This window comes from Paenibacillus macquariensis, assembly GCF_900156375.1.
Classification (GTDB): domain Bacteria; phylum Bacillota; class Bacilli; order Paenibacillales; family Paenibacillaceae; genus Paenibacillus_AQ; species Paenibacillus_AQ macquariensis.
The window spans coordinates 426,780-449,876 of record NZ_FTNK01000003.1 but is presented as its reverse complement, the minus strand read 5'-3'; the positions used below and the strand labels follow the sequence as shown (position 1 = coordinate 449,876).

Sequence of the window (23,097 nt, the reverse complement as noted above, 5' to 3'; positions counted from 1 at the left end):
TTCAAATCCTACCCTGTACGAGCGTATAGAAAAGTTCCTCCAGCGGAGCACCCGGTTTACCTGCTTGTTCAGCAATCTGTTGAAGTGTACCATGAGCGATAATGATTCCCTGATGCATAACGATAAATCGATCGCAGTAATTCTCAATGGTCGATAAAATATGAGAGCTCAACAATATTGAGGCTCCTCCAGCTTTTAATTCCACCATGAAATCGAGCAGTGACCGAATCCCTAGAGGATCTAACCCTAGAAAAGGTTCATCAATAATATAAAGGGACGGTCGAGCCACAAAGGCGCACATAATCATGACCTTCTGTTTCATCCCTTTAGACAAATGTATCGACAAACTATCCATCTTATCTTCCATCCGGAATAATGCAGATAACTTTCCAGACCGTTCCTCAAAGTCTTCTTTAGATACTCCATATGCTCTTGCTGTAAATTCTAAATGCTCCCTAACGGTCATTTCCTCATAAAGTAACGGAGATTCTGGTACGAAAGCAAGAGCGCTGTGGTAAGTTTCTGAATCTTCTTCCCGCTTCTTACCTTTGACGCGAATATCTCCCTTTTGAGGTGTCATCAATCCCAAAATATGCTTCATTGTTGTACTTTTACCCGCACCATTCAGTCCAATGAGACCGATCATTTCCCCAGTACCGACTTGAAAGTTAACATCATGAAGTACAGGACGATTGAGACTATAACCCCCAGTAAGTCCTTGAATTTCTAATACAGGCGTATCGCTCATTATTTTCACCTCGATTTTGATAACTACCCTACTAACAACAGGTAAGTAGAAGCGGCCGCGCCATCTTATAAAAGAGTACGCGTGACGTATTCTACGAATGATACCTAATTTCAGAAACCTGTTACTCTTTTTGCTTATCTTTCAACCACTTCGGAGCACCTTTATTTTTACGTACACGTTCCCGCTCTCTTTTACTAGCTCCAGAAAGAGGTCTAGTTGATTTACGAGAAACTTCGGCTGTCTGACTAGGTGTATCGGAGGTTAGTTGCGTTGGTTGCGTCGGCTCCGCACGTCTAGCAATTACCGGACTATCAACGGACCGATTCCGTTCACTTGTGATTTCTTTACGTGGTATTACCTTGTCCCCATCAACTCGTTTACGACTCTCTTCACTTTTGCGGAAGGGAGCAGGAGTAGCTTCTTCTCTAGATGCGACAAAAGGCGCTCTAGTCGGTATAGGTTCTTCCCCTGGTTTAACGATCTTTCCTCCGAACATCGTCCGAAGACCAATTGGCGTTTTCAATTCTTGTGTAAACTTCTTCATGATAAACGTCTGTCTGTCTGTAACAATGGAGACTACTGTCCCACTTCGTCCCATTCTTCCAGTTCGACCTGCACGATGCACATAATGCTCAGAATCGATTGGGGGATCGTAGTTGACAACCATCGTTAAACCTTCAATATCCAGTCCGCGCGCGGCCAGATCACTAGCCACTAACACTTTGAATTTACCATTACGGAAACGTTCGAGAACACCACTACGTGCCATCTTGTCTGCATCTCCATAAAGTGCCTGCGTGCTAAGCCCTAAATGGTTCATCTTAGCTTCCACTTCTGCGATATCTTTAGTAGCGTTCACAAATACAATCACTTTGTTCGGATTGTAATGGCGAATAAGACGGCGAAGCGTATCCGGCTTATCACGTTCTTGAGATACGAAATAGAGATGTTCTAACCCTTTTGCGGTCATTTGCTCTGGTTCAATCCCTACCTCAATGGGGTGCCTCATTTCTTTCTTCACAAGTGCTGCTGTCGCTTTACTAACTGTAGCTGAGAGAAATACCAGTTGGCGATCGCGCGCCGCACTACGAATAATGCGTTCCACATCTCCTCCTGAACCAAGATCAAACACCTGATCTACCTCATCGACGACAATCGTTGTGACTGTATGCATCTTGATCTTACGCATTTCAACGAGTTCTTTTATTCGCCCTGGTGTACCAACAACTAATTGAGGATGAAGTTTTAGCTTCTCAACTTGACGTTTCATAGCTGCTCCACCAATGAGTCCTAACACACGAATTCCTTTATGTTCTCCATAACGCTCGCTTTCACGTACAATTTGCATAGCCAGCTCTTGTGTAGGTGCTAGAATCATCTTTTGTATCGTCTTAAGTTCAGGGTTAATCCCTTGCAACATTGGAAGCAAATAAGCAAGCGTCTTTCCCGTTCCAGTCTGTGAATGTGCAAGAATATCATTTCCTTGCAACGCAGCTGGAATCACCTCTGCTTGAACAGGTGAAGGTGCGATTATTTCAAATTCAGATAGCTTATTTACCAAATCAATTGTAATACCTAGTTCTTCAAAAGAAGTTAAATTCATGTATGTCCATCCTTTATGTTCAAATCATTCTTATTCATTATATGCTAAAACAGAATTCCCACCAAACTCTTGTCCAAATTATTATAGAAAGTTCTAATAACACATCGATTCCCACCAAAAAACCGACTCTCGTGAGCCGGTTCTCCCTTTATTTCTTATTCATCATTTTGTACGTTAGCTTGTCCGCAAATCGTGGAAATAATTGATAGAAGCGCATACCAATAGCAGCCAACCTTGGCAGGTTAATCTCCTCTTGTTTACGATCAATCAGTCTTAGCATCTTACGCGCAACAAGTTCAGGTTTCATCATAAACCAACCTATATTGGAGACATATGTCCCTGTTGGGTCGGCCAATTCAAAGAATGGGGTATCTATAGGCCCTGGATTGACCGTAGAAACCGTTATCCCGCTCCCCCTTAGTTCTTGCCGCAGACTATTACTAAATCCATACACAGCATGTTTAGTCGCCGTATATGATGTGGATCGAGCTGTACCTATCTTAGCCGCCATGGAGGCGACGTTCACGATATGCCCTTCCCCCCGTTCCAGCATAAAAGGAAGTACTGACTTCGTACATCGTACCGTTCCCATGTAATTCACATTCATCATTTCGCTGAATTCATCCTCAGACATTTCCAGGATCGATTCAAATTTACCATATCCCGCATTATTCAGAAGGACATCTATTCTACCGAATTCTTCAATCACTTGCTTCATTGCTTGATGCACTTGTTCCGTATTCGTCACGTCCATCACAATCAGCTTATGTGGACCGGAAATTCTTGCACCAATTGAATGAAGACGTTCAGCGGAACGGGCCATCAGTACTGGAATCGCACCCTGCTCAGCTAAAAAAATGGCGGCTAATGCACCAATTCCACTTGAGGCGCCGGTTATGACAACCACTTTGTCTTTCAACATTATTTCTTACATCTCCTAACTCCAACTTCGCTTGCAGCAAGATTTCTTACTACGAAGTTTGAACTCCTAAGAATGAGCTTATACTCTCTATTCTAAGAAATCATGACTTGAATATCCAGTTCACCAATTCCAGCCATCATTAACGGAATGCTAAGTGCCTTTTTAGAGAAGAACAGAGGATGCTCTTGAGGACTTACAATTTTGGGAGGTGTAATATCAACGTTCACTCCTTGATTGTAAAGAATCGTACTCGCATTACCACTGATCATATTACTAAGTTCAGATATAGCGCTTTTTCCCATTTCATCCATTTCGGTTATGACGAACCCCCCCATCATCGCCGAGACAATTTTTAAAGCAACCGTTTCTTTCAGCCCGAATACAACATTACCTGTTAACTGTCCGGTCATACCCACTTGGATCCATATATCGCCTTTAGCTATTTCAATGTTTTTAATCCCTAAATCACCAGTAGAAGGTGATATGCAAATAACTTGTTCAATAACGATCCTTGCGGACTCTAGAAAAGGATTAATTATTTCCGCTTTCATATCAAAATGCCCCTTTACACTAGTCTGTTGGTACTGCACCAAAAGTCCCGATTATCGTTAGAATAATTATACTTAAATCACAGCAATAATACATCAATTATTATACAAAATTTTACTTCAAGGTCCTAAGAACCAATTTCACATCATTTCATAGTTATCTTTTTTATTCATTTATACACTTTCACTTAGGAGAACAGAAATCTACTTCTTCTTTATCGGTCTCTAACTCCAGTTTTTGAATGGTATTGTACATATTATATAAAGAATATGTATTGACCTTCATTGCTCTAGCCAAGCGTATCATCTATAATTTTAAATAATAAGTATTTGAACGAGATCATAGAAATAGAAGAACTATCATGAGGAGGGATGGCGTGAACATCAGTCAGTTAGAAACACTTGTAACCATTTCAAAGACTATGAGTTTCCGAAAAGCAGGAGAATTACTCAATCTTACCCAGCCTGCTGTATCGGCTCAGATCAAAAGCCTCGAGGATGAGTTTAATACTGTGCTTGTGGACCGCAACCAGCCTGTGACGTTAACAGATCGTGGTGAAGTGTTCCTTGAACATTCTAAGCGTATGCTATCTATCGTAGAAGAACTAAAGCAACGCCTCTCAGATTTGAATCAAATACCTCAAGGTCATATCGTCCTTGGAACAACAACTTCTATAGCTATACAAATCTTACCTCGTGTATTATTTTATTTTCAAGATCAATTTCCACTCATCAAAACCACAATTCAATCTATGGCGTCCTCTCAGGTGTACAATAGCGTAGAAAATGGACAAATTGATGTAGGTATCGGATACCTCATTGAACGTAACCCCAACTTAATGACTTCCGTCCTTTACTATGACACTTTCGAACTCGTAGTTTCTCCTAAACACCCTTTAGCCCAAAATCCTGTCGCCTCTATGGACGCATTAAACGATCTACCACTTATTTTGCTCACACGTGATACAGTGGGCCGAAAGTTTGCTGATGAAATTTTCAAAAAGCATAAAATCACCCCGAACGTCGTTATGGAACTTTCAAGTAGTGAAGAAATAAAACGGATGGTAGAACTCAACCTCGGTGCTGCTATTATTTCTAAAATATCTGTCGGAAGAGAGCTTCGTCTGGGTACACTAAAAATAATTCCACTTTTCGAACTTGAAGTCACGCATCCCGTCGGTGTCATTTATAAATCAGGTAGATATCTAAACTCTGCCATGCAGCAATTTCTAAGTGATCTCAAAGGAATGCCCGAGACACAATTTATAAGTTCTGAATAATTGAATATAAGGAGTGCACTAACCATTGAAATTTGATATTCACACGCATCATTATCGTTGTGGACATGCTGATGGAAATATTCGTGATTACATCGAATCCGCCATTTCTGCCGGACTTCAAGTCATAGGCATCTCCGATCACATCCCGTACTTCGCTAGAGAAGAAAATCAGGCATTTCCTCTTATTTCAATGGGGAAATCTGAACTAGGGAGTTATGTAGAAGAGGTCCTTAAACTTCAGCAAGCATATGCAGGTACAATCGATGTATTGCTAGGTATAGAATCTGATTATTTTCCAAACCATGCTGAACTTTACAGACAGACGTTATCTAAGTACCCTTTTGACTACATTATTGGTTCTGTCCATCAAGTATATGACGTCAGCATTTTCAACAAGAATCGTTGGAAAGAACTACCCCCTGATCAACATATTTCCGTCAAAAAAGAATACTACCGTCTAATTCAGGCATCTGCTAAAAGTGGAGGTTTCCAAATTCTTGGGCATCTCGATGCCATGAAAGGCAATTATCCTGCCTTTTCTGATATTCCTGCGGTTGAAATCATTGATGAGACGATGCAGGTCATAGCTGAATGTGGGGTTGCAATCGAGATCAACACATCAGGTAAAACGAAGCTAAGTGGTGGATGGTATCCATCGGATAGTATGTTGGAAAGAGCACTCTATTATGGTGTGGATGTTACTTTTGGATCGGATGCCCATATTCCTAGTCGCGTAGGAGATGAATTATCCGAAGTAAGCACCAAACTCAGAGAAATCGGTTTTAAAGAATGGGTCTATTATAAACAGCAACAGAAAGTTATCGTTCCCTTAACCTGAGAATATCGGAAGACAAAAAAATGGACCCGTTATCAACGGGTCCTAATATATTATTCAAAAGGGGGGTTATAAAGTAAGTATACCCGCGCTCTGTTAGAGTTACGTAACGGCTATATTTCATTTGTGTAACAATAATTCTCACTTTGTATGATCTTGTCTATAGGACGTCTCGCTTAAACGGAATTCATTGATTTCACTAGCATTACCCACTGCTCCATACCTAGCTGGAAGCGTTCGTACCCATGTTAATCCATTGTTGGTCATGACTTTTTCTGAAGGAACATTATCCTTATAGCATCTTCCCTCGACTTGTTGTAACCCAAGCTCCTCAAAGCCGAATTTCAATAGAACCCTCAATGCCTCCGTCGCCAACCCCTGATTCCAGTACATACGATCAACCATGTATCCTAGTGTTGCCTTAGAATGAACTCTACTCCAATGTTGAAAAGATATTAATCCTATGAGTTCATTAACATTCCTTAACCAAATACCAAAATGAATAAAGTTCTCTAACTCACGACTAAGGATTTGGTTGAGCATCTTCTTAGAACCAAAATAAGAATGATCCATATCAAAATTCGCACAATTTATCGTTTGTAGATCAGAAAGAATAGCCCCTAAACGCTCTCCATCTATCTTCTCAATCTGTTTAAGTTGCACTCGCTCTCCTTCAAGTGTAGAAGAGTCCATAAACTCACGATTATCGAACATCCTTTTCCCTCATCACATACCCGACTTCTTGAACGTAAATACTGTAAGTTCTGGTCTACATAGGAATCTTATAGGTAGTTGTGTTACTCCGATACCTCGGTTCACATATAACTTCATGTCACTGGATTCTAGCTGATAGAGGCCCTGAATATATCGTTTAGATCCTATAGGCGTAGTAACCGCACCCAACAAGGGAAGCCGCACTTGCCCTCCATGGCTATGGCCGGATAGTTGAATATCAAAAGGATACAACGCCGCAGTATCTGCATAGTCTGGTTCATGCATCAGCAGTATGGAAAAGGTTCCTTCCGGAATCCCCTTTAATGCCTTGTCTGGATCTGGTGATCCTCTTAAAAGATCTTCCAATCCTACGATGGCAATCATACTTTCTTGTCTTCTCAAGATCACATTTGAATTCTGAAGCACGACAAACCCTGAAGCTTCCAGCATCCGAATCACTTCATCCGGTTGTCCCCAATGATCATGGTTCCCTAGGATCGCATACTTACCCATTGGCGCTTTAAGAGAAGTCAAATAGGGGACGGCTTGTGCCAGCGGCTCTACACTATTGTCTACGATATCCCCTGTGAGACAAATAACATCTGGTGATTGACTCATGATAGACTCCATAAGGTTCTTTAGATCTGACTCATAAGAATGAAATCCCAAATGAAGATCACTAAATTGGACAACCTTCAACCCATCAAAGACAGGTGGTAACCTCCTGAATTCAAGCTCAAGTGATTCAATCGAGAGGTGTCTGGGCTCCCATAGCCAGGCGTAACCACCTGAAATCAATCCTGCACCAATCACAGTTGACACACTAGAACGAAGAAATTGCCTTCTCGTCATCTTCAAATTTCCCCAAGACCCCCAGTATGATAAGATTTTAATTACCTTGACTGAATTCGAAAGGAATAATGTGTTTCTTCTGTATTATAATAAGCTTCCGTGATCCCCATCTTAACAATATCCATCTTGGGTACAATTCGACAGGTCAGTTCAACCGAGAATGCGCTATCAAAAGGAAACGGCGATAGTTCCACTGTCGTTGAATTCTTCCAATATGCTTGGATGATTTCACCCTCTGTACAATCGAAATTCTCAGACACGGTAAATCCATCACGCCACCATGGAAATTCATGTTCTTTATCAACTCCTGGTTCATTCAAACACAAATATAACGATAAATCATCACAGAACTTCAATACGTGAAGATCATAATTAAGTTCACTATTGTCTGTCAAATCGATTAAATCTAACTCTAGTTGTATTTGCTTTCTACGCTTCTGTTCCTGTTCCATATACTTCGTAAGTATTGGATGCTCGAAATTTGCTTGTACCAATAACCTTTCGAAGTGAAGGCTACATATGAGTGCGGCATAAGGACTATTTAACTGGATCTCGTCCAATCCTTTACTGTAGAAAGTCAGCTTAACTGCGACAGGGAAATCCATAAATGTATACGGTGTATCTTTCGTATCATTCCAGAATGGATTGTCATCCAAATAAATCCAACCCCTGTCATGGTCCTTCACTGCATACAAAGCTTCCTCAAAGCGCTTACTGCTCCGATACCTTTCCGAATGAAAAGCCTCCGCAAATTCCCCTGCTAGTAAACCATGTTTGTGCTGATCAAACATGACCCAGTCATCCTTACGTTCTCTGCATATCATATGTATTCCTCCTAAATATTAAGATAATCCACTTGCTCTATCTATTATAACTGCCCTATCAACGAACAACACCTCTACGAATCTCACACGTGTGATATTCGTAGAGGTGCCCATATTAATCGAATAATTAAAGTTATACGCCTAACCAACGCTTAAACATATGCTTGGTTGTGTCCTTATTCATTTCAGCAATAGAAGTTGTTAATGGTATTCCCTTTGGACAAGAACGGACACAGTTCTGTGAGTTACCACAGCCATCAATGCCACCGTCTTCCATTAACGCATCTAAACGTTCATCCGCATTCATTTCACCTGTAGGATGGGAATTAAAGAGCCTAACTTGAGAAATAGCTGCAGGACCTATGAAATCCGTCTTCTCATTCACGTTAGGACATGCTTCAAGGCATACACCACATGTCATACACTTCGACAATTCATATGCCCATTGACGTTTCTTCTCAGGCATACGAGGGCCAGGTCCCAAATCATACGTACCATCGATCGGAATCCATGCTTTCACCCGCTTAAGTGCTTTAAACATCCGAGTACGATCGATCACAAGATCACGTACTACAGGGAACGTACTCATCGGTTGTAATCGAATGGGTTGCTCTAAATTCTCAATCAGTGCTGCACAAGCCTGGCGAGGTTTGCCGTTGATAACCATCGAACAGGCACCACATACTTCTTCCAAGCAATTGGAATCCCAACATACGGGAGCAATATTCTTTCCATCACTAGTTACCGGATTACGTTGAATTTCCATAAGTGAGCTAATAACGTTCATATTAGGACGATATGGAATTTCAAACTCCTCTGTATAAGGCTTGGAATCCGGCGCATCCTGACGAGTAATAATAAACTTAACATTTTTCTTTGGTGCAGATGTTTCCGCCATATTTATTCCTCCCATAAGTTTTTGAGCACGCTTCATACACGATTAGATTACTTTTCTTTCGAATAGTCACGAATACGTGGCGGGATCAAACTTACATCAATCTCATCATATGAGATCTGTGGACCCTCAGGCGTCCACTTGGCTTTCGTTGTCTTCAGGAACCGTTCATCATTACGCTCTGGATAATCCGGTTTATAGTGTGCGCCGCGACTCTCGTCACGTAATAAAGCACCTACTGTCATTGCATGAGCTAGCTCCAACATGTTCCATAGTTGACGCGTAAACGCAATACTTGGATTGTTCCATCGAGATTTATCATTCATACTAATATTCTGGTAACGTTGCTTCAATTCTTTGATTTTCTCTATTGTCGCTTCAAGCTTGTCATTATAACGAACAACAGTCATATTATTCGTCATCCACTCACCCAACTCTTTATGAATAACATATGCATTTTCAGTTCCGTCCATAGCAAGAAGTTTCTCATATTTGTCTGTATGTTCTTTCTTATAACGATCAAATACAGATGTAGGAATATCCTCAGCCTTCTTCTTAAGAGCTTTGATATATTCGACCGCTTTAGGTCCAGAAATCATACCGCCATATATAGCAGATACGAGAGAGTTAGCGCCCAAACGGTTCGCGCCATGATATTGATATTCGCACTCACCAGCTGCAAATAGCCCCGGAATGTTCGTCATTTGATTGTAATCAACCCATATACCACCCATTGAATAGTGGACAGCCGGGAATATTTTCATTGGGATTTTCCGAGGATCATCACCCATGAACTTCTCATAAATCTCAATAATACCGCCTAACTTCACATCTAATTCTTTCGGATCCTTGTGAGAAAGGTCAAGATAGACCATGTTCTCTCCATTTACCCCGAGCCCCTGATTGACACACACATCGAATATTTCACGAGTAGCAATATCACGTGGCACTAGATTTCCATAAGCAGGATACTTCTCTTCGAGGAAATACCATGGCTTACCATCTTTATACGTCCAGATGCGTCCACCTTCCCCACGTGCAGATTCTGACATTAAGCGAAGCTTGTCATCCCCAGGGATTGCCGTTGGGTGAATTTGAATAAACTCACCATTCGCGTAAAAGGCACCTTGCTGATAAACTGCACTCGCCGCAGTACCTGTATTAATGACTGAGTTCGTTGTCTTCCCGAAGATAATACCTGGGCCCCCACTTGCTAATATAACTGCATCAGCTACAAAAGTGTGGATTTCCATGCTTTTAAGATCTTGTGCACAAATTCCCCGACATACACCTTCATCATCAATAATAGCGGATAGGAATTCCCAGTTCTCCCGCTTCGTTACTAATCCTTCAGCTTCATAACGTCGTACTTGCTCATCTAGTGCGTATAATAATTGTTGTCCTGTTGTCGCTCCAGCAAAAGCTGTTCTATGGTACTTTGTTCCACCAAAACGACGGAAATCAAGTAACCCTTCAGGTGTACGATTGAACATAACGCCCATCCGGTCCATCAAATGAATAATACCAGGTGCTGCATCACACATCGCTTTAACAGGTGGTTGATTCGCTAGGAAATCGCCACCATACACAGTGTCATCGAAATGCTCCCAAGGAGAATCGCCTTCGCCCTTCGTATTAACCGCTCCGTTAATTCCACCTTGTGCACATACGGAGTGAGATCTCTTTACTGGAACTAATGAGAATAAGTTAACATGCGTACCCGATTCCGCTGCTTTAATGGTCGCCATCAATCCAGCCAAACCGCCGCCTACAATAATAATATTTGTTGTCATTTAGGTCACCCCTTAGCTTAAGACTGTCTTTAATGAATCTATAGCGTTCAATGCTGTATCGAACTCAACACTACGGAAAGCAATAAGTGAAAGTACAAACAATACCGATACGATTGCGAATAATCCCATACACAAGACTGAAGATACACGTTGTGCACGAGGACCTACGGTAATTCCCCAGCTTACAAGGAAAGACCAGATACCATTGGAGAAATGATATGCCGTTGAAATAATACCTACTAAATATAATGTAAACGTTAGAGGGTTCATTACGACCGCATGTATAACGCCACCTAACTCTTCATGTGTTACATTTCCAAGGGCTACTTGTACGCGTGTCTCATAGACATGCCAAATAATGAACATGAATGTAATGACACCTGAAATACGCTGAAACAAGTACCTATAGTTGCGTTCATACTTGTATGAGCCCGCATTGGGTTGTGATTGATAGGCAATATACAGTCCAAACACACCATGATAAAGCAATGGTAACCAAATGAGTAACAACTCCATGAAGAAAACGAGTGGCAGGTTATTAAGAAATGCTACTCCTTCATTAAATTTGGCAAGCCCACCTTCAAATGCGCCAAAGTTCGTCACTAAATGCTCCAAAATAAAGAAGCTTAGTGGGATCACTCCAAGTAACGAGTGAATTTTTCTAGCATAATAACCCTTCATAAAATGACTATTCCCCTTTCCAATAACAGCGTTTTCAAGTTTTGTTGTAAATAAATCCTATTAGGAAGTGATAATTGCCGCAAAAATCGGCTAACTCATCCACATATTTCGACATTATGTGAACAACTTGTGGCACTTTCATGTTACTCCTTTTTATCTTATAATGGAATTGCAATATAATTATTATTTGTTATAACATAAACGCATATGTGGAATGATTTTAAAGAGAATAGCGAGGTGTACCATGTTTGAATCTTTAGATGTATTCGCAATCGTTGTGGAGCAATCAAGTCTTAATAAAGCTTCTAAACTGTTAAATCTTTCCCAACCTGCTTTATCACGAAAAATTGCCAAATTGGAGAGCGACTTAGGTGTTAGTCTATTCCATCGTCGTGGGAAGCGCTTAGAATTAACCTCCATCGGGCATTTAACATATACCTTTGCCTTGGAACAGAACAAACATCAGCAACAATTTCTACGGACGTTATCGCAACATAAGGATGGAAGTCAGATCTCAGTTACCTTGGGAGCGAGCCTTACTACACTACAAACAACCCTGCCTCCACTCATTAACACGTTCATGGAAAAACATCCTACTGCAGAAATCAAGCTTGTAACAGGCAGAACCCATGAGATCGTATCCGCACTCCGTGAGAAGAAGATTGATGTTGGAATCGTTGCTTCTTCTATCTATGAACGTGGCTTACACTGTATCCCATTATTTGAAGACCATTTGGAACTCGTGTTGCCTATACATCATCCACTTGCCGAATCCAAAGACGTCAATATGAAGCATTTGCATGGAATGCCGATGATTAGCTTCTCAAGTGGGACATGGTACCGCAAGCTAACGGATGAATTGTTTCAAAGCACGGGTATCATGCCTGACATTCGGATGGAAATTGACTCTTTCGAAGCCATTGTCCGCTTATTACCTACTTGTAAGGCTGTAACACTACTACCCAAATCTTATTTACATCAGCAACTCCTTGATGACAACGAACTAAAGGTTATCCATATTCCCGACCTCAAAGAAACGAGAAGAACGACTTCCTTAATCTACGGTGAATATACGGAGTTAAGCAAGGCTGCACGACAATGGATTGAAGAGACAGAAGCCTTATTCAACCGCTTAGATCTACAGTTATAATCCCCTACAAACCAGTATAGCCCAGAAAACCTACATTTAAGGTTTCCGGGCTATACTGGTCTGTTCTATATGCATTTAAATTATTAATTATCATGCATGACTTCATTCTCAAACTGTTCGATGTTCGCGTTAGAACCAATAATGACCATAATATCATCCGTTCGAACCTGATCCATCCCTGTAGGAGCTACTATAATTCCCTCTGCTCTGTGTAACGCTACGATACTACATCCAAATCTAGAACGCGTATTTATCTCTGTTAGCGTCTTGCCATTAAGACACATAGGCACTTTCAACTCTACTATGCTGTAGTCTTTAGAGAGCTCAATATAATCCAGAAGATTCGGCGTTACCAGTTGATGTGCAACTCGAATGCCCATATCTCTCTCAGGATACACCACCCGATCTACGCCTAGTTTCTCAAGTGCTCTTCCATGAAGAACAGAGATCGCCTTGGCAATGACTGTAGATACGCCTAAATCCTTTAGCAGTATAGCTGCAAGAATACTCGTCTGAATATCCTCTCCGATAGCCACAATGCCACAATCGAAATTACGAACACCAAGTGATTTCAACACTTCTTCATCTGAAGCATCTGCTACAACTGCATAGGTCAGCAAATCACTCATATCACTTACAATCTCTTCATTTCGATCAATACCCAGTACTTCATAATTCAGTGCCATGAGTTCTAGTGCTATCGACGATCCAAAACGCCCTAAGCCAATAACAACAAATTGCTGTTTCTTCATTCCTCTTCCAGTACTCCTTCATCTATCTCAATTTCCTTACTATCCTATAATAATTTTGCCTTCTGGATGTCGATATAACTCTTTACCTTTTTTCGGTCCAAGAGCATAAGCCATAGTTATTGGTCCGAGTCGACCCGCAAACATCGTAAGGCTGATGAGGATTTTACCTATAAGACTAAGCTTCGTCGTTAATCCCATAGTTAAACCTACCGTACCGAAAGCAGAAGTCGTCTCATATAATATCATTAAGAAAGGACTATCTTCTGTCGTCGACAAGACCATCGCTACACTTAATACGAGCAAGAGTGCAAGTAACGTAATCGTTAATGCTTTAAATATCCGTTCTTGCGCAAGACGATACCGGAATAATACGATATCTTCACGACCACGTAACATAGAGATAACGGCTCCAATAATTATTGTAAAGGTCGTCGTCTTAATACCACCACCGGTCGATCCTGGAGAAGCACCAATGAACATCAATATAATCATGAAGAATTGAGATGCCTGCCTCATACTTCCCAAATCGATCGTGTTCGCTCCAGCAGTCCTTGGTGTAACCGATTGGAATAAGGATCCCAGAATTTTCCCTCCCCAATTCAGTGACCCTAAAGTTCTTGGATTAGAATATTCGAATACAAATATAACAATCGCTCCGAACACGATCAGGAATGCCGTCATGGACAGTACCACTTTGGAGTGTAAGGATATTCTACGCGTTCTCTTGAAATCCACCAAATCAGACAGAACGATAAATCCTATCCCCCCTGATACAATCAAGAACATAACTACAAAATTCACTAGAGGATCATATACATAACCTGTGAGGCTACGGAAGTTACCGAATAGATCGAATCCAGCATTGTTGAACATTGATATCGCATGAAAAATACCAAAGTATAAAGCCTTTCCAAAAGGCATATCAACAGACCATCGTATGGTCAAAAGAATGGCTGCAGCACCTTCAATAATTAGTGAAAAAAGTAATACCTTTCGAATCAAACGCACGATGCCTTCCATGGTATTCTGGTTCATCGCTTCTTGAAGGAGTAACCGGTCACGAAGTGAAATTCTACGTTTCAGAATTAGAGCAAATAACGTAGCCATCGTCATAAAACCAAGTCCACCCACTTGAATGAGCATAATGATAACCACTTGTCCGAATGTAGTAAAGAATGTCCCCGTATCTTTTACGACCAAGCCTGTCACGCACGTTGCTGATGTCGCAGTAAATAATGCATCAATAAAGGCTAGAGGCTTACCCGTTGTATTAGAGATAGGTAACGTTAGTAATAGAGTTCCCAGCAATATAATGCTAGCAAACCCCATCACTAGAATCTGTGGAGGAGATAATTTGAACCAGCTAAACTTCCATTTCAATATGATCACCCCTTTTCAAAAATATACGAGCGTATGTCACTAACGCTTATATTTCAATGCTAAACGTCGCTTTGCCGCCAAAGGACGGCACATCCATTTAAATTTAGTCAACGAAAAAAGACACTGGAATTCCAATGCCTCTCGGGTTGGTTCCTGCTAGCATATCGCCTACGAGGTTAGCTGACGGATTCGGGTATGCACAGGTTACCCTATTCGTTGAATAAATAACGAAATTCACCCCATAAAAAATGGTTCCCCCATATTTCTTAATGAAAATTCGGCGCATTATTGAATTGCATTCCGATTATAATCTTTATACAGAAACAGTACAAAGTCATTTTTGGAACAAATGTGTCGATATCTATTGAAAAGTAGCTGAATAATGCTTATGAACAATGAATTCCTCTCTTTATATATTATTACCTTCATATTCATCTTGTTTTCGCGTTTTTCATTCCAGAATTGGTGGATTTAGCGTTGAAACCTATGTTATGTTAACTGTACTCAAGAAGAAAGACCATCTAAATCTAGGAGGGAATTCAATGAATGCTACAGGACAGCCTTTGAAACTCAAAACCAATTATAAGGTTCTAGGTTTACTCGGGGCTATCGGTCTTATTCTGTTTATGATTATCCAAGTGTTTCCTGGTACTGCATCGGATACATTGGAGCAGCAAAGTAACGAAATGATCAGTAAGGAACAAGCACGGGAAGTTGCAACGCAATATGCTGAGTCACAACTTCATATACATATTTTGAGTAATCCTGACACACTGGTTACGTATCAATCTCATTCCGATATCTACGGTTATTTGTCTAAAGAGAAACTAATGAAGAAATATAATACAACTTTTGAGAAGAAATATCCTTACGATGTATATCGTGTCCGTCTACAAGAGAGTGAACATGGACCTTTTCTCAATATTGATGTACATATGAATACAGGCGACATCGTAGCTTTCGCGCAAGAAAAAGAAAATAACTTTTCATTGACTGAACCTACGAACGAAGTCATGAGTACAACAAATAAGGAAAAGCTTGCTGAATTATGGCTTACGAAATTAGGCTATGATCCAAAGAAACTCACCATTGTGAAAAATGACAAGAACACTCTTACCTATTCAGATGACAACGCAACCATTGGTGAGGCGGTATTACAGCTTAAGTTCGCTTTTGGCTCTGAACGAATCGTGTCCTTTCAGCCTTCCTTTACAATTCCTGTAGAACATACTGCTTATGTTGAAAAAGAACACACCAAAGCAGTCTGGTTAACCCTGTTAGGATATGGCCTTCTAACTTTAGCACTTGGCGTTCTCGCTATTGTTTATAGTGCATTGACGAGACGATACACCTCTTTCTTGAGAGGTATATTCCTAAGTTCCTTTTACTTCATCGTATCTATGATAGGCACATTTAATATGTTACCTGCATTGGAAGCAGAAGGACTAAGCGGAACTCCCTTAATCATTGGAATGATCTTTCAAGGATTACTGACATTGGTCATGGCTGCGTTATTGTACTTCTCACTGATCGGTGGCGATGGCTTGTGGAGGAAGGAAGCTGGGCTTAATCCGTGGCCACGTGGCAAAGAATCTGGGTATGGATCGTATGTACTTCATAGTATGTTTGTCGGATATTTATGGGCACTTATATTGTTAGGAGCTCAATCGATTATCTATTTCATACTCGATCTAACGCTTCATAGTTGGTCTACAACCGATGCAAGTCAATCTCCAATTAACATGATATATCCATGGATGCTACCGCTATTAGCATGGGTTGCTGGAATATCAGAAGAAGCGGTTTATCGTTTATTCGGAATTAGAATGATGCAGAAGCTCGTCAAGAATACATTCCTAGCTTGCCTGATTCCGACCATCATTTGGGCTCTTGGTCATACGCTTTATCCTATATATCCCGTTATTTCACGGCCTATAGAACTTATCATCATCGGACTGCTATTCAGCTTCATCTTTCTACGTTATGGATTCATTGCTGCTATGTTCAGTCATGTTGTATTTGATAGCATTCTGATGGGATTCGGTTTATTCGTACTGAATGATCCTATTAACATTACAGCCGGAATCGTATCCATGATCATGCCGTTTATCGTAGCATCCCTAATATACCTGTTTTACGCTAGAAAAAAAGAGAAGCCGTATGTTACGACTCCTCCTGAAGTGCTGCAATAATTTGTGAGGCTAGTTTCTCACCAATAGAGAGAGGCCGGAAGTCTTCGACACTGGCCTCTCTTATTTTTTTGAGTGAACCGAAATGCTTCAGCATCAGCTTACGGCGTTTCTCTCCCACGCCAGGTATAGCATCGAGCTGGGATGTGACCATCGATTTACCACGCAGTTCACGATGGAAGGTGATTGCAAAGCGATGCACCTCGTCTTGAATACGTTGTAATAGATAGAACTCTTGACTATCCCGAGGTAGTGTTATGACCTCTGCTGGCTCACCGATCATTAGCTGTGACGTTTTATGTTTGATATCCTTAACGAGTCCACATACAGGAATAAACAACCCTAGCTCATTCTCCAGTACGTCCATCGCCGCAGCAATTTGTCCTTTCCCTCCATCAACTACAATCAGGTCTGGCATCTCCAAGTTTTCCTTCAATACTCGTTCATACCGTCTGCGAATGACTTCTCGCATCGTACTATAATCATCCGCTCCAACGACGGTTCGAATCTTGTACTTTCTATACTCTTTCTTATCCGGTTTACCATCTATAAATACAATCATTGCTGATACTGGATTAGTTCCTTGAATATTAGAATTATCAAAAGCCTCAATACGATGTAATGAATGAATACCTATGGCTTCACCTAAATTTGCAGCTGCTATGGATGTACGCTCTTCATCACGCTCAATTAGTCTGAACTTCTCATTAAGAGAAACGCTAGCATTCTCAGCAGCCATCCCTACCATCTGTTTCTTCAATCCTCGCTGCGGTACATATACTTTAATACCCAACCATTCCTGAAGTGCAGAAACAACGTTAACATCATCAGCACCAACTTCATCAACATTAACTTCTTCAACCGACAGCACAACTCCATCCTGCCCGTTGACGACGTTATCACCTTGTGATGTAACCTCAATTTCAGCCTCTGCCGTATTCAGTTCGGGTAATAAAATTTCTTGCGGTAGAGCTGGATTATCACTGTAATATTGCGTAACGAAAGTCATAAAGTCGCTATAGGCTTCCCCGTAAAATGGAAATACAGAAGCATGCCGCTGAACCATCTTCCCTTTACGCATATAGAGTATCTGAACACACATCCAGCCTTTATCGACTGCAAAGCCCAGAACATCCCGATCTCTTGTATCCGACGTCGTAATTTTCTGCTTCTCCATGATGGCATCAATGTTCATGATCTGATCACGAAGTTCTTTAGCTCGTTCGAAATAAAGTTCTTCGGAAGCCTCCAGCATCTTACGCTGAAGTTCCTTCTTTATGACCTCATGTCCTCCACTGAGAAAAGAGCTAATCTCTTGTATTATCTGATCGTAAGATTGTTGTACGACCTCTTTCTCACATGGAGCTAGACACTGTCCCATATGGAAATACAAGCATACTTCCTTCGGTAGTACACCACATTTACGTAATGGATACATGCGATCTAATAACTTCTTAGTCTGCTGCGCCGCATAAGCATTTGGATATGGACCGAAATATTTTGCCTTATCCTTCAGGACACGTCGTGTCACTTCTAGTCTTGGATGTAGCTCATTCGTAATTTTAATATAAGGGAATGTCTTATCGTCCTTCAGTAGAACATTGTATCGTGGTTGATGCCCTTTTATGAGATTGCACTCCAAAATAAGTGCCTCCATATTACTACCCGTTACAATATATTCGAAGTCTCGGATATCCGAGACGAGCATCTGGGTCTTACCATTATGACTCCCAGTGAAATAAGATCTAACCCGGTTCTTAAGAACTTTTGCCTTCCCAACATAAATAATGGTGCCTTCACCATTCTTCATCAAATAACAACCCGGGAGGTCTGGCAGAAGGGCTAGCTTATTGCGAATATGATCCTGTGCCTTCTCTTTCTCTTGTATATCCTTGGTCATATCATCCATTGTAATGTCATTACCTCCCCCAGTAAAATGACTATTTTATATATATAATTATCACATCATGTTATATTCGCACTTAACTTAGGGTATCCTTCATTCTAATAAAGCGCCCCCGAAAAACCGGAGGCGCTTAAAAATATTGCTCAATTCTTACTGGTGTTTAGAAAGCATGTTCTTCAGTGCATCTTTAGAGTTCAATCCAACTACTTTATCAACCGGTTGACCATCTTTAAAGACAATCAATGTTGGAATACTCATAACACCAAAGCGAGATGCTGTTTCAGGATTCTCATCCACATTCACTTTAGCGATCTTTACACTGTCACCTAGTTCGGAAGATAGTTCATCCAAGATAGGAGCGATCATCTTACAAGGACCACACCAAGGCGCCCAGAAATCAACCAAAACCGTTCCTTGTCCTTCCACTTCTGTGATAAAGGACTGATCGGATACATTAACAATTGCCATGATATTTCTCCTCCTTATTTAGGAAAGTTCCATGAATTTTAAACTGATACGTCTTTGTGGACAGTTATAAGTATAACACATTCTTATAAGCAATGGAAAATATCAAATCCAATATTATTCAGTAATTCTTTACAAGTTAATTTAGAATTGAGTATACTTGGGTTAACTCAGGTCTATTTGTATATGATTATTATCATGCGCAAAAATAAGATCTTTATGAGGAGGAATGAAGCATGGAAGCAAAAGTATACTTAAATGATCCTAGGGAACATGTAAACGAAGAACCCCGCGATGATTTTGGAGATTTAATGCTTGGATTTGGTGGAATGTTCTTATTCTTGGCCGTTCTATTCTTCGGAATGGTTATCATCAAGTTCATTGTCTCTGGTTAATCCTGGATCATTAATGGAACACCGAAAAGTCTGATCCCCTATTTACTAGGCGATCAGACTTTTTAAATTTGGATCATAGATTAGTGTTTACCGCGTTGATTTTCTCCGTGAAGGTTAACCACGTCCACAAATGGGGAGATTCGATCCATTAATCGTTGACCTTTATTTCCCTCTTCCCCATCCTTATTCGTGAAACTGAGATGCTTCTCAAGACCTTCAAGTGTGTAATTCGATGTATAAAATGTAGGTTTACGATTCATGCGATAATTCAAGATTGACCCCATAATATGATCACGTGCCCACGGATTTAAATTCTCTGCTCCAATATCGTCAAAAATAAGTAAATCACAATTCTTCATCATTTCTGTACTTTCCTTTAACTTCACACTGTCCATCATGAGTGATTTCAAATCCTCAACGAAGTCTGGCATGTAGACAATGACGCCAGTAAGCCCCGCGATCGCAAGCTCATGTAGCATATAACTCATAAGAAATGTCTTTCCCGTTCCGAAAGAACCATAAAGGTATAATCCACGCGTAGATAGCCCATTCTCTTTCGTCTCACGAATATAGCGAAACACTTGTTGGACTGCAGGAGCACGAAGACGGTCCTTACCCATAATTTCCACTTCTTTATATCCTTCATTCAAAGCACGTTCATCCACATAGAAGCTCCGAATACGCTTCTTCACCTGATCATCATGCTGTTTCGTCAAATGAAGAGAACAAGGTGCCTTCCGTTCGTAAAGTTCAGCATTTCCGTTCACGCTCTGCACACCTAGCTTACTGAAATGACCTTGAAAGTCATTAGGACAATTGGCAAGCCCAGGACAGTTATCACAATTACGCTTGTCCCCTACATACTGATATAAACGGCTTAAGTTGAGACGTAGCTTAGAATCATCCAATTCAGGATAAAGTGTACGTAACTCCTTAATCAGTGGATGGCTGAACAGTTCATCTTCTATCGCTTGTGACTGTCGCCGAAATGAAGGATTCTTCATCTGCTGAAGTAATTCTCCTAAAGATTCCACGTCTCATCCTCCTTTAAAAGATAATAAAGCGACTGTACATGCTTAACCTTGTTTCTTACTTGCTTGAATTTCAGCAGCCATCTTCATCATTTCTTCAAATTCTTCTTCAGATACCAAATCACCTTGACTGTTATCCTGAGCAATTGGAATTTCCGGCTTCGCTTTGGTCTGCTTGTTGCCGTAAGTTCGAGTACGTGCCCCGCTAGATGCGGCTGCCTGTTTCCCTTTTACCTTGGACTGATCTTTGATGTATTGTACTGCCTTCTCATAAGAATTAACCTGCTTCAATAGCATATTAGATGCAATAGCTTCCACAAAATTTCGGTTGATGCGTTGATCTCCACCCGAAGCCAAAAGCGACATCAAATAATGAATAAGTACATTGATGACTTCACCAGGCAATTTGTAGCTAAGATCAATCTTTTCAAATATATCAATTAAATTATCCGGTACAGCGCCCGGGAAAAAAGTTTTAAGTAATTTCGTATAAGGTTCGTTTCGAAGCATCATATTATACTGATGAACATCACATTTCGATTTAAACTGTATCGGTACCTCAACATAGTACTCCATTTGTACAGCGTGTTCCAATTGAAGGGATCCCTCTGGATTTTCTTCCCCTTGTCGAATGGATATTATTTTGCCAGCTAACACTTCACGTTGTTCCTGTCTTTTCTTTCCTTGACGGAAATGGAGGTTGGCCTGATGCTGTAATTCATCGAGAATGATATCTCCTTGCGGAGTAAATATACCATCTTCATCAAGCAGGCGACATAAGTCCTGAACATTCAGCTCATATTTATTGACAACATAATTCACAATGCCCATTTGTTCAAAATTAAACCGAAGCTTCTCGACGTATTCCCGATTGACAGATTCTCTTGGGAAACGAAGAATAATATCAGCGTAATTCAAGCCGTTACTTTCTTCCCCTGCTTGCAGCCCAGACTGTCTTGTTGTAGATACTTCTGAAAGGGCCTGCTCCAGCTCATAATCAATCACATGGGTGTTCAGTTCAAAAATTTCATAAAAAGGTACTGAAATATTCTCTTTGTTCTGCTTCGTACCTGACCATTCTTCAGGTTCCTTAATCCACAGTTCCTCTCGCAACGAGAGCACGGCAAATTTACCTATCTTATCTCGTAACAAGAGTGTTAAGTGCTGCGTATTAAAGAATTCCGTTGGAGATAAAGGTGCCGTTAATTCGTACTCGTACATATAATCGTCGTTCTCAGGTACATAGATACGACTTGTTTGTAAAAGACCCACCGCTTCAAGCTTGGAAGCTTGCTCGATTAGAAATTTCCGCCCAGTCTCACTAGGTTCCATACCAAGTGTTAAGAAAAGACGGCGTTGTTGTTCTATTCTTGAATAACCAATTTTCTCTATAGGAAGTTGTTGAAACAACAGATGATAGAAACTTATAGCGAATGCACCGACCATGGGTTGATAGATACTATGGAGCATTCTGTTATCAAGACTGCTTAAGCAGAACTCGCGATAAACACAGTATTGATGGTTCTCGGTATAATGTAGAAGACTCTTTATGCGCATCGTTTACCTCCCATCGTTTACATTGACTCCTTCTATTCTATCATAATTCTCACAGTTCGTTCGACGTATTTCGTGTTTATATCACATGAATTTATATCCAACCTACAAGGTTTAATCAAATATCACCACGAAACCTTGCACATTATATGAGGTCTTTGTAACAAACAACAAAGCAGCTCTTCCTAGGGAAGAGCTGCTCACAAATGGCTTTCATTAGAACATGGTGTACCCACCTTGACGCAATTTCTTAATCGCCCATCCACTAATAAAGGCACCAACTAATCCTGCTAAACCCGTAAGATAGTCAACGATATGAAACGAACCTAGATGCGTTCCAAGAGGCATACTATGATCCCACAAGGAATATATAACAATAGGTAAGATGACAATTACAAACAAATAACACGGAAACCACGTCGTTTTCATTAACATATTAAGAATAAAGCCAATGCCGAACATCATCACAAAAAACAGTACCATTAGTACAAGCACAGGGATAAATTGCATACGGGCTATTTCACCTCTTCTTCATATCGCGCCTATTCTATTATTCCAATAAAAAACGGCATTAATTAAC

At 40.6% G+C, this 23,097-nt stretch carries 22 protein-coding genes and 1 riboswitch; of the genes, 5 read left to right on the top strand and 17 right to left on the bottom strand.

Going from position 1 to position 23,097, the window contains the following annotated elements:
- Position 1: 1 nt before the first annotated feature.
- The 4 genes from BW961_RS08020 to BW961_RS08005 form a co-directional block, all read right to left on the bottom strand.
- Positions 2-748 (bottom strand): ABC transporter ATP-binding protein, encoded by a 747-nt coding sequence (locus BW961_RS08020; protein ID WP_068583195.1) that lies wholly within the window; start codon positions 746-748, stop codon positions 2-4.
- Between the two features lie 121 nt (positions 749-869).
- The gene (locus tag BW961_RS08015) at positions 870-2,351 is read right to left on the bottom strand and encodes a DEAD/DEAH box helicase (RefSeq protein ID WP_068583190.1); all 1,482 of its coding nucleotides are present in this window, start codon (positions 2,349-2,351) and stop codon (positions 870-872) included.
- A 148-nt stretch (positions 2,352-2,499) separates the two neighbouring features.
- A complete protein-coding gene (locus BW961_RS08010) occupies positions 2,500-3,273 on the bottom strand; it encodes an SDR family NAD(P)-dependent oxidoreductase (protein ID WP_068583189.1) in 774 nt (257 codons plus the stop codon).
- Between the two features lie 92 nt (positions 3,274-3,365).
- Positions 3,366-3,824, bottom strand: a complete 459-nt coding sequence (locus BW961_RS08005) for a chemotaxis protein CheX (RefSeq protein ID WP_068583185.1) — start codon at positions 3,822-3,824, stop codon at positions 3,366-3,368.
- A gap of 374 nt (positions 3,825-4,198) precedes the next feature.
- On the opposite strand from BW961_RS08005, the gene BW961_RS08000 reads away from it, so the two are divergent.
- On the top strand, positions 4,199-5,101 hold the full coding sequence (locus tag BW961_RS08000; protein ID WP_068583183.1) for a LysR family transcriptional regulator: 903 nt from the start codon (positions 4,199-4,201) through the stop codon (positions 5,099-5,101).
- Between the two features lie 25 nt (positions 5,102-5,126).
- Positions 5,127-5,939: a histidinol-phosphatase gene (locus BW961_RS07995; RefSeq protein WP_068583180.1), complete on the top strand. Its 813-nt coding sequence runs from the start codon at positions 5,127-5,129 to the stop codon at positions 5,937-5,939.
- 138 nt (positions 5,940-6,077) lie between these two features.
- On the opposite strand, the gene BW961_RS07990 is transcribed toward BW961_RS07995, so the two are convergent.
- The 6 genes from BW961_RS07990 to BW961_RS07965 form a co-directional block, all read right to left on the bottom strand.
- Entirely contained in the window at positions 6,078-6,650 is a 573-nt protein-coding gene (locus tag BW961_RS07990) for a GNAT family N-acetyltransferase (protein WP_068583177.1), read from the bottom strand.
- A gap of 12 nt (positions 6,651-6,662) precedes the next feature.
- Positions 6,663-7,502 carry a metallophosphoesterase gene (locus tag BW961_RS07985; RefSeq protein ID WP_076576723.1) on the bottom strand — a complete coding sequence of 280 codons (840 nt, stop codon included), beginning with the start codon at positions 7,500-7,502 and terminating at the stop codon, positions 6,663-6,665.
- Positions 7,503-7,543: 41 nt separating this feature from the next.
- Positions 7,544-8,326, bottom strand: coding sequence for a DUF3891 family protein (locus BW961_RS07980; RefSeq protein ID WP_068583175.1), 783 nt, complete (start codon positions 8,324-8,326; stop codon positions 7,544-7,546).
- Between the two features lie 133 nt (positions 8,327-8,459).
- On the bottom strand, positions 8,460-9,224 hold the full coding sequence (sdhB, locus tag BW961_RS07975; protein ID WP_068583171.1) for a succinate dehydrogenase iron-sulfur subunit: 765 nt from the start codon (positions 9,222-9,224) through the stop codon (positions 8,460-8,462).
- Positions 9,225-9,271: 47 nt separating this feature from the next.
- Positions 9,272-11,014, bottom strand: coding sequence for a succinate dehydrogenase flavoprotein subunit (gene sdhA, locus BW961_RS07970; RefSeq protein ID WP_068583167.1), 1,743 nt, complete (start codon positions 11,012-11,014; stop codon positions 9,272-9,274).
- 12 nt (positions 11,015-11,026) lie between these two features.
- Positions 11,027-11,695, bottom strand: a complete 669-nt coding sequence (locus tag BW961_RS07965; protein WP_068583164.1) for a succinate dehydrogenase cytochrome b558 subunit — start codon at positions 11,693-11,695, stop codon at positions 11,027-11,029.
- A gap of 244 nt (positions 11,696-11,939) precedes the next feature.
- On the opposite strand from BW961_RS07965, the gene BW961_RS07960 reads away from it, so the two are divergent.
- Positions 11,940-12,845 carry a LysR family transcriptional regulator gene (locus BW961_RS07960; protein WP_068583161.1) on the top strand — a complete coding sequence of 302 codons (906 nt, stop codon included), beginning with the start codon at positions 11,940-11,942 and terminating at the stop codon, positions 12,843-12,845.
- 83 nt (positions 12,846-12,928) lie between these two features.
- Here the strand turns inward: BW961_RS07960 and BW961_RS07955 are convergent, their stop codons facing one another.
- Both BW961_RS07955 and BW961_RS07950 read right to left on the bottom strand, forming a co-directional pair.
- Positions 12,929-13,597, bottom strand: a complete 669-nt coding sequence (locus BW961_RS07955) for a potassium channel family protein (protein ID WP_068583159.1) — start codon at positions 13,595-13,597, stop codon at positions 12,929-12,931.
- Between the two features lie 39 nt (positions 13,598-13,636).
- The gene (locus BW961_RS07950; RefSeq protein WP_068583480.1) at positions 13,637-14,926 is read right to left on the bottom strand and encodes a TrkH family potassium uptake protein; all 1,290 of its coding nucleotides are present in this window, start codon (positions 14,924-14,926) and stop codon (positions 13,637-13,639) included.
- Between the two features lie 202 nt (positions 14,927-15,128).
- Positions 15,129-15,270: riboswitch (cyclic di-AMP (ydaO/yuaA leader) on the bottom strand.
- 249 nt (positions 15,271-15,519) lie between these two features.
- Between BW961_RS07950 and BW961_RS07945 the strand changes: the two genes are divergently transcribed.
- Positions 15,520-17,169, top strand: coding sequence for a CPBP family intramembrane glutamic endopeptidase (locus BW961_RS07945; RefSeq protein ID WP_068583156.1), 1,650 nt, complete (start codon positions 15,520-15,522; stop codon positions 17,167-17,169).
- Here BW961_RS07945 and uvrC read toward each other — a convergent pair.
- Positions 17,141-19,075, bottom strand: a complete 1,935-nt coding sequence (gene uvrC, locus BW961_RS07940) for an excinuclease ABC subunit UvrC (protein WP_068583154.1) — start codon at positions 19,073-19,075, stop codon at positions 17,141-17,143. The genes BW961_RS07945 and uvrC overlap by 29 nt on opposite strands.
- A gap of 147 nt (positions 19,076-19,222) precedes the next feature.
- Entirely contained in the window at positions 19,223-19,540 is a 318-nt protein-coding gene (gene trxA / locus BW961_RS07935; RefSeq protein WP_068583151.1) for a thioredoxin, read from the bottom strand.
- 233 nt (positions 19,541-19,773) lie between these two features.
- Here trxA and BW961_RS29815 point away from each other — a divergent pair, with 233 nt between their 5' ends.
- Positions 19,774-19,932, top strand: a complete 159-nt coding sequence (locus BW961_RS29815; protein ID WP_139331559.1) for a YqzM family protein — start codon at positions 19,774-19,776, stop codon at positions 19,930-19,932.
- Between the two features lie 80 nt (positions 19,933-20,012).
- On the opposite strand, the gene zapE is transcribed toward BW961_RS29815, so the two are convergent.
- The 3 genes from zapE to BW961_RS07920 all read right to left on the bottom strand — a co-directional run bounded on the left by zapE (position 20,013) and on the right by BW961_RS07920 (position 23,027).
- Positions 20,013-20,966 (bottom strand): AFG1/ZapE family ATPase, encoded by a 954-nt coding sequence (gene zapE / locus BW961_RS07930; protein WP_068583150.1) that lies wholly within the window; start codon positions 20,964-20,966, stop codon positions 20,013-20,015.
- Positions 20,967-21,008: 42 nt separating this feature from the next.
- Positions 21,009-22,520, bottom strand: coding sequence for a replication initiation and membrane attachment family protein (locus BW961_RS07925; protein ID WP_068583147.1), 1,512 nt, complete (start codon positions 22,518-22,520; stop codon positions 21,009-21,011).
- Positions 22,521-22,733: 213 nt separating this feature from the next.
- Positions 22,734-23,027: a YuiB family protein gene (locus BW961_RS07920; protein WP_068583144.1), complete on the bottom strand. Its 294-nt coding sequence runs from the start codon at positions 23,025-23,027 to the stop codon at positions 22,734-22,736.
- Positions 23,028-23,097: the final 70 nt, after the last annotated feature.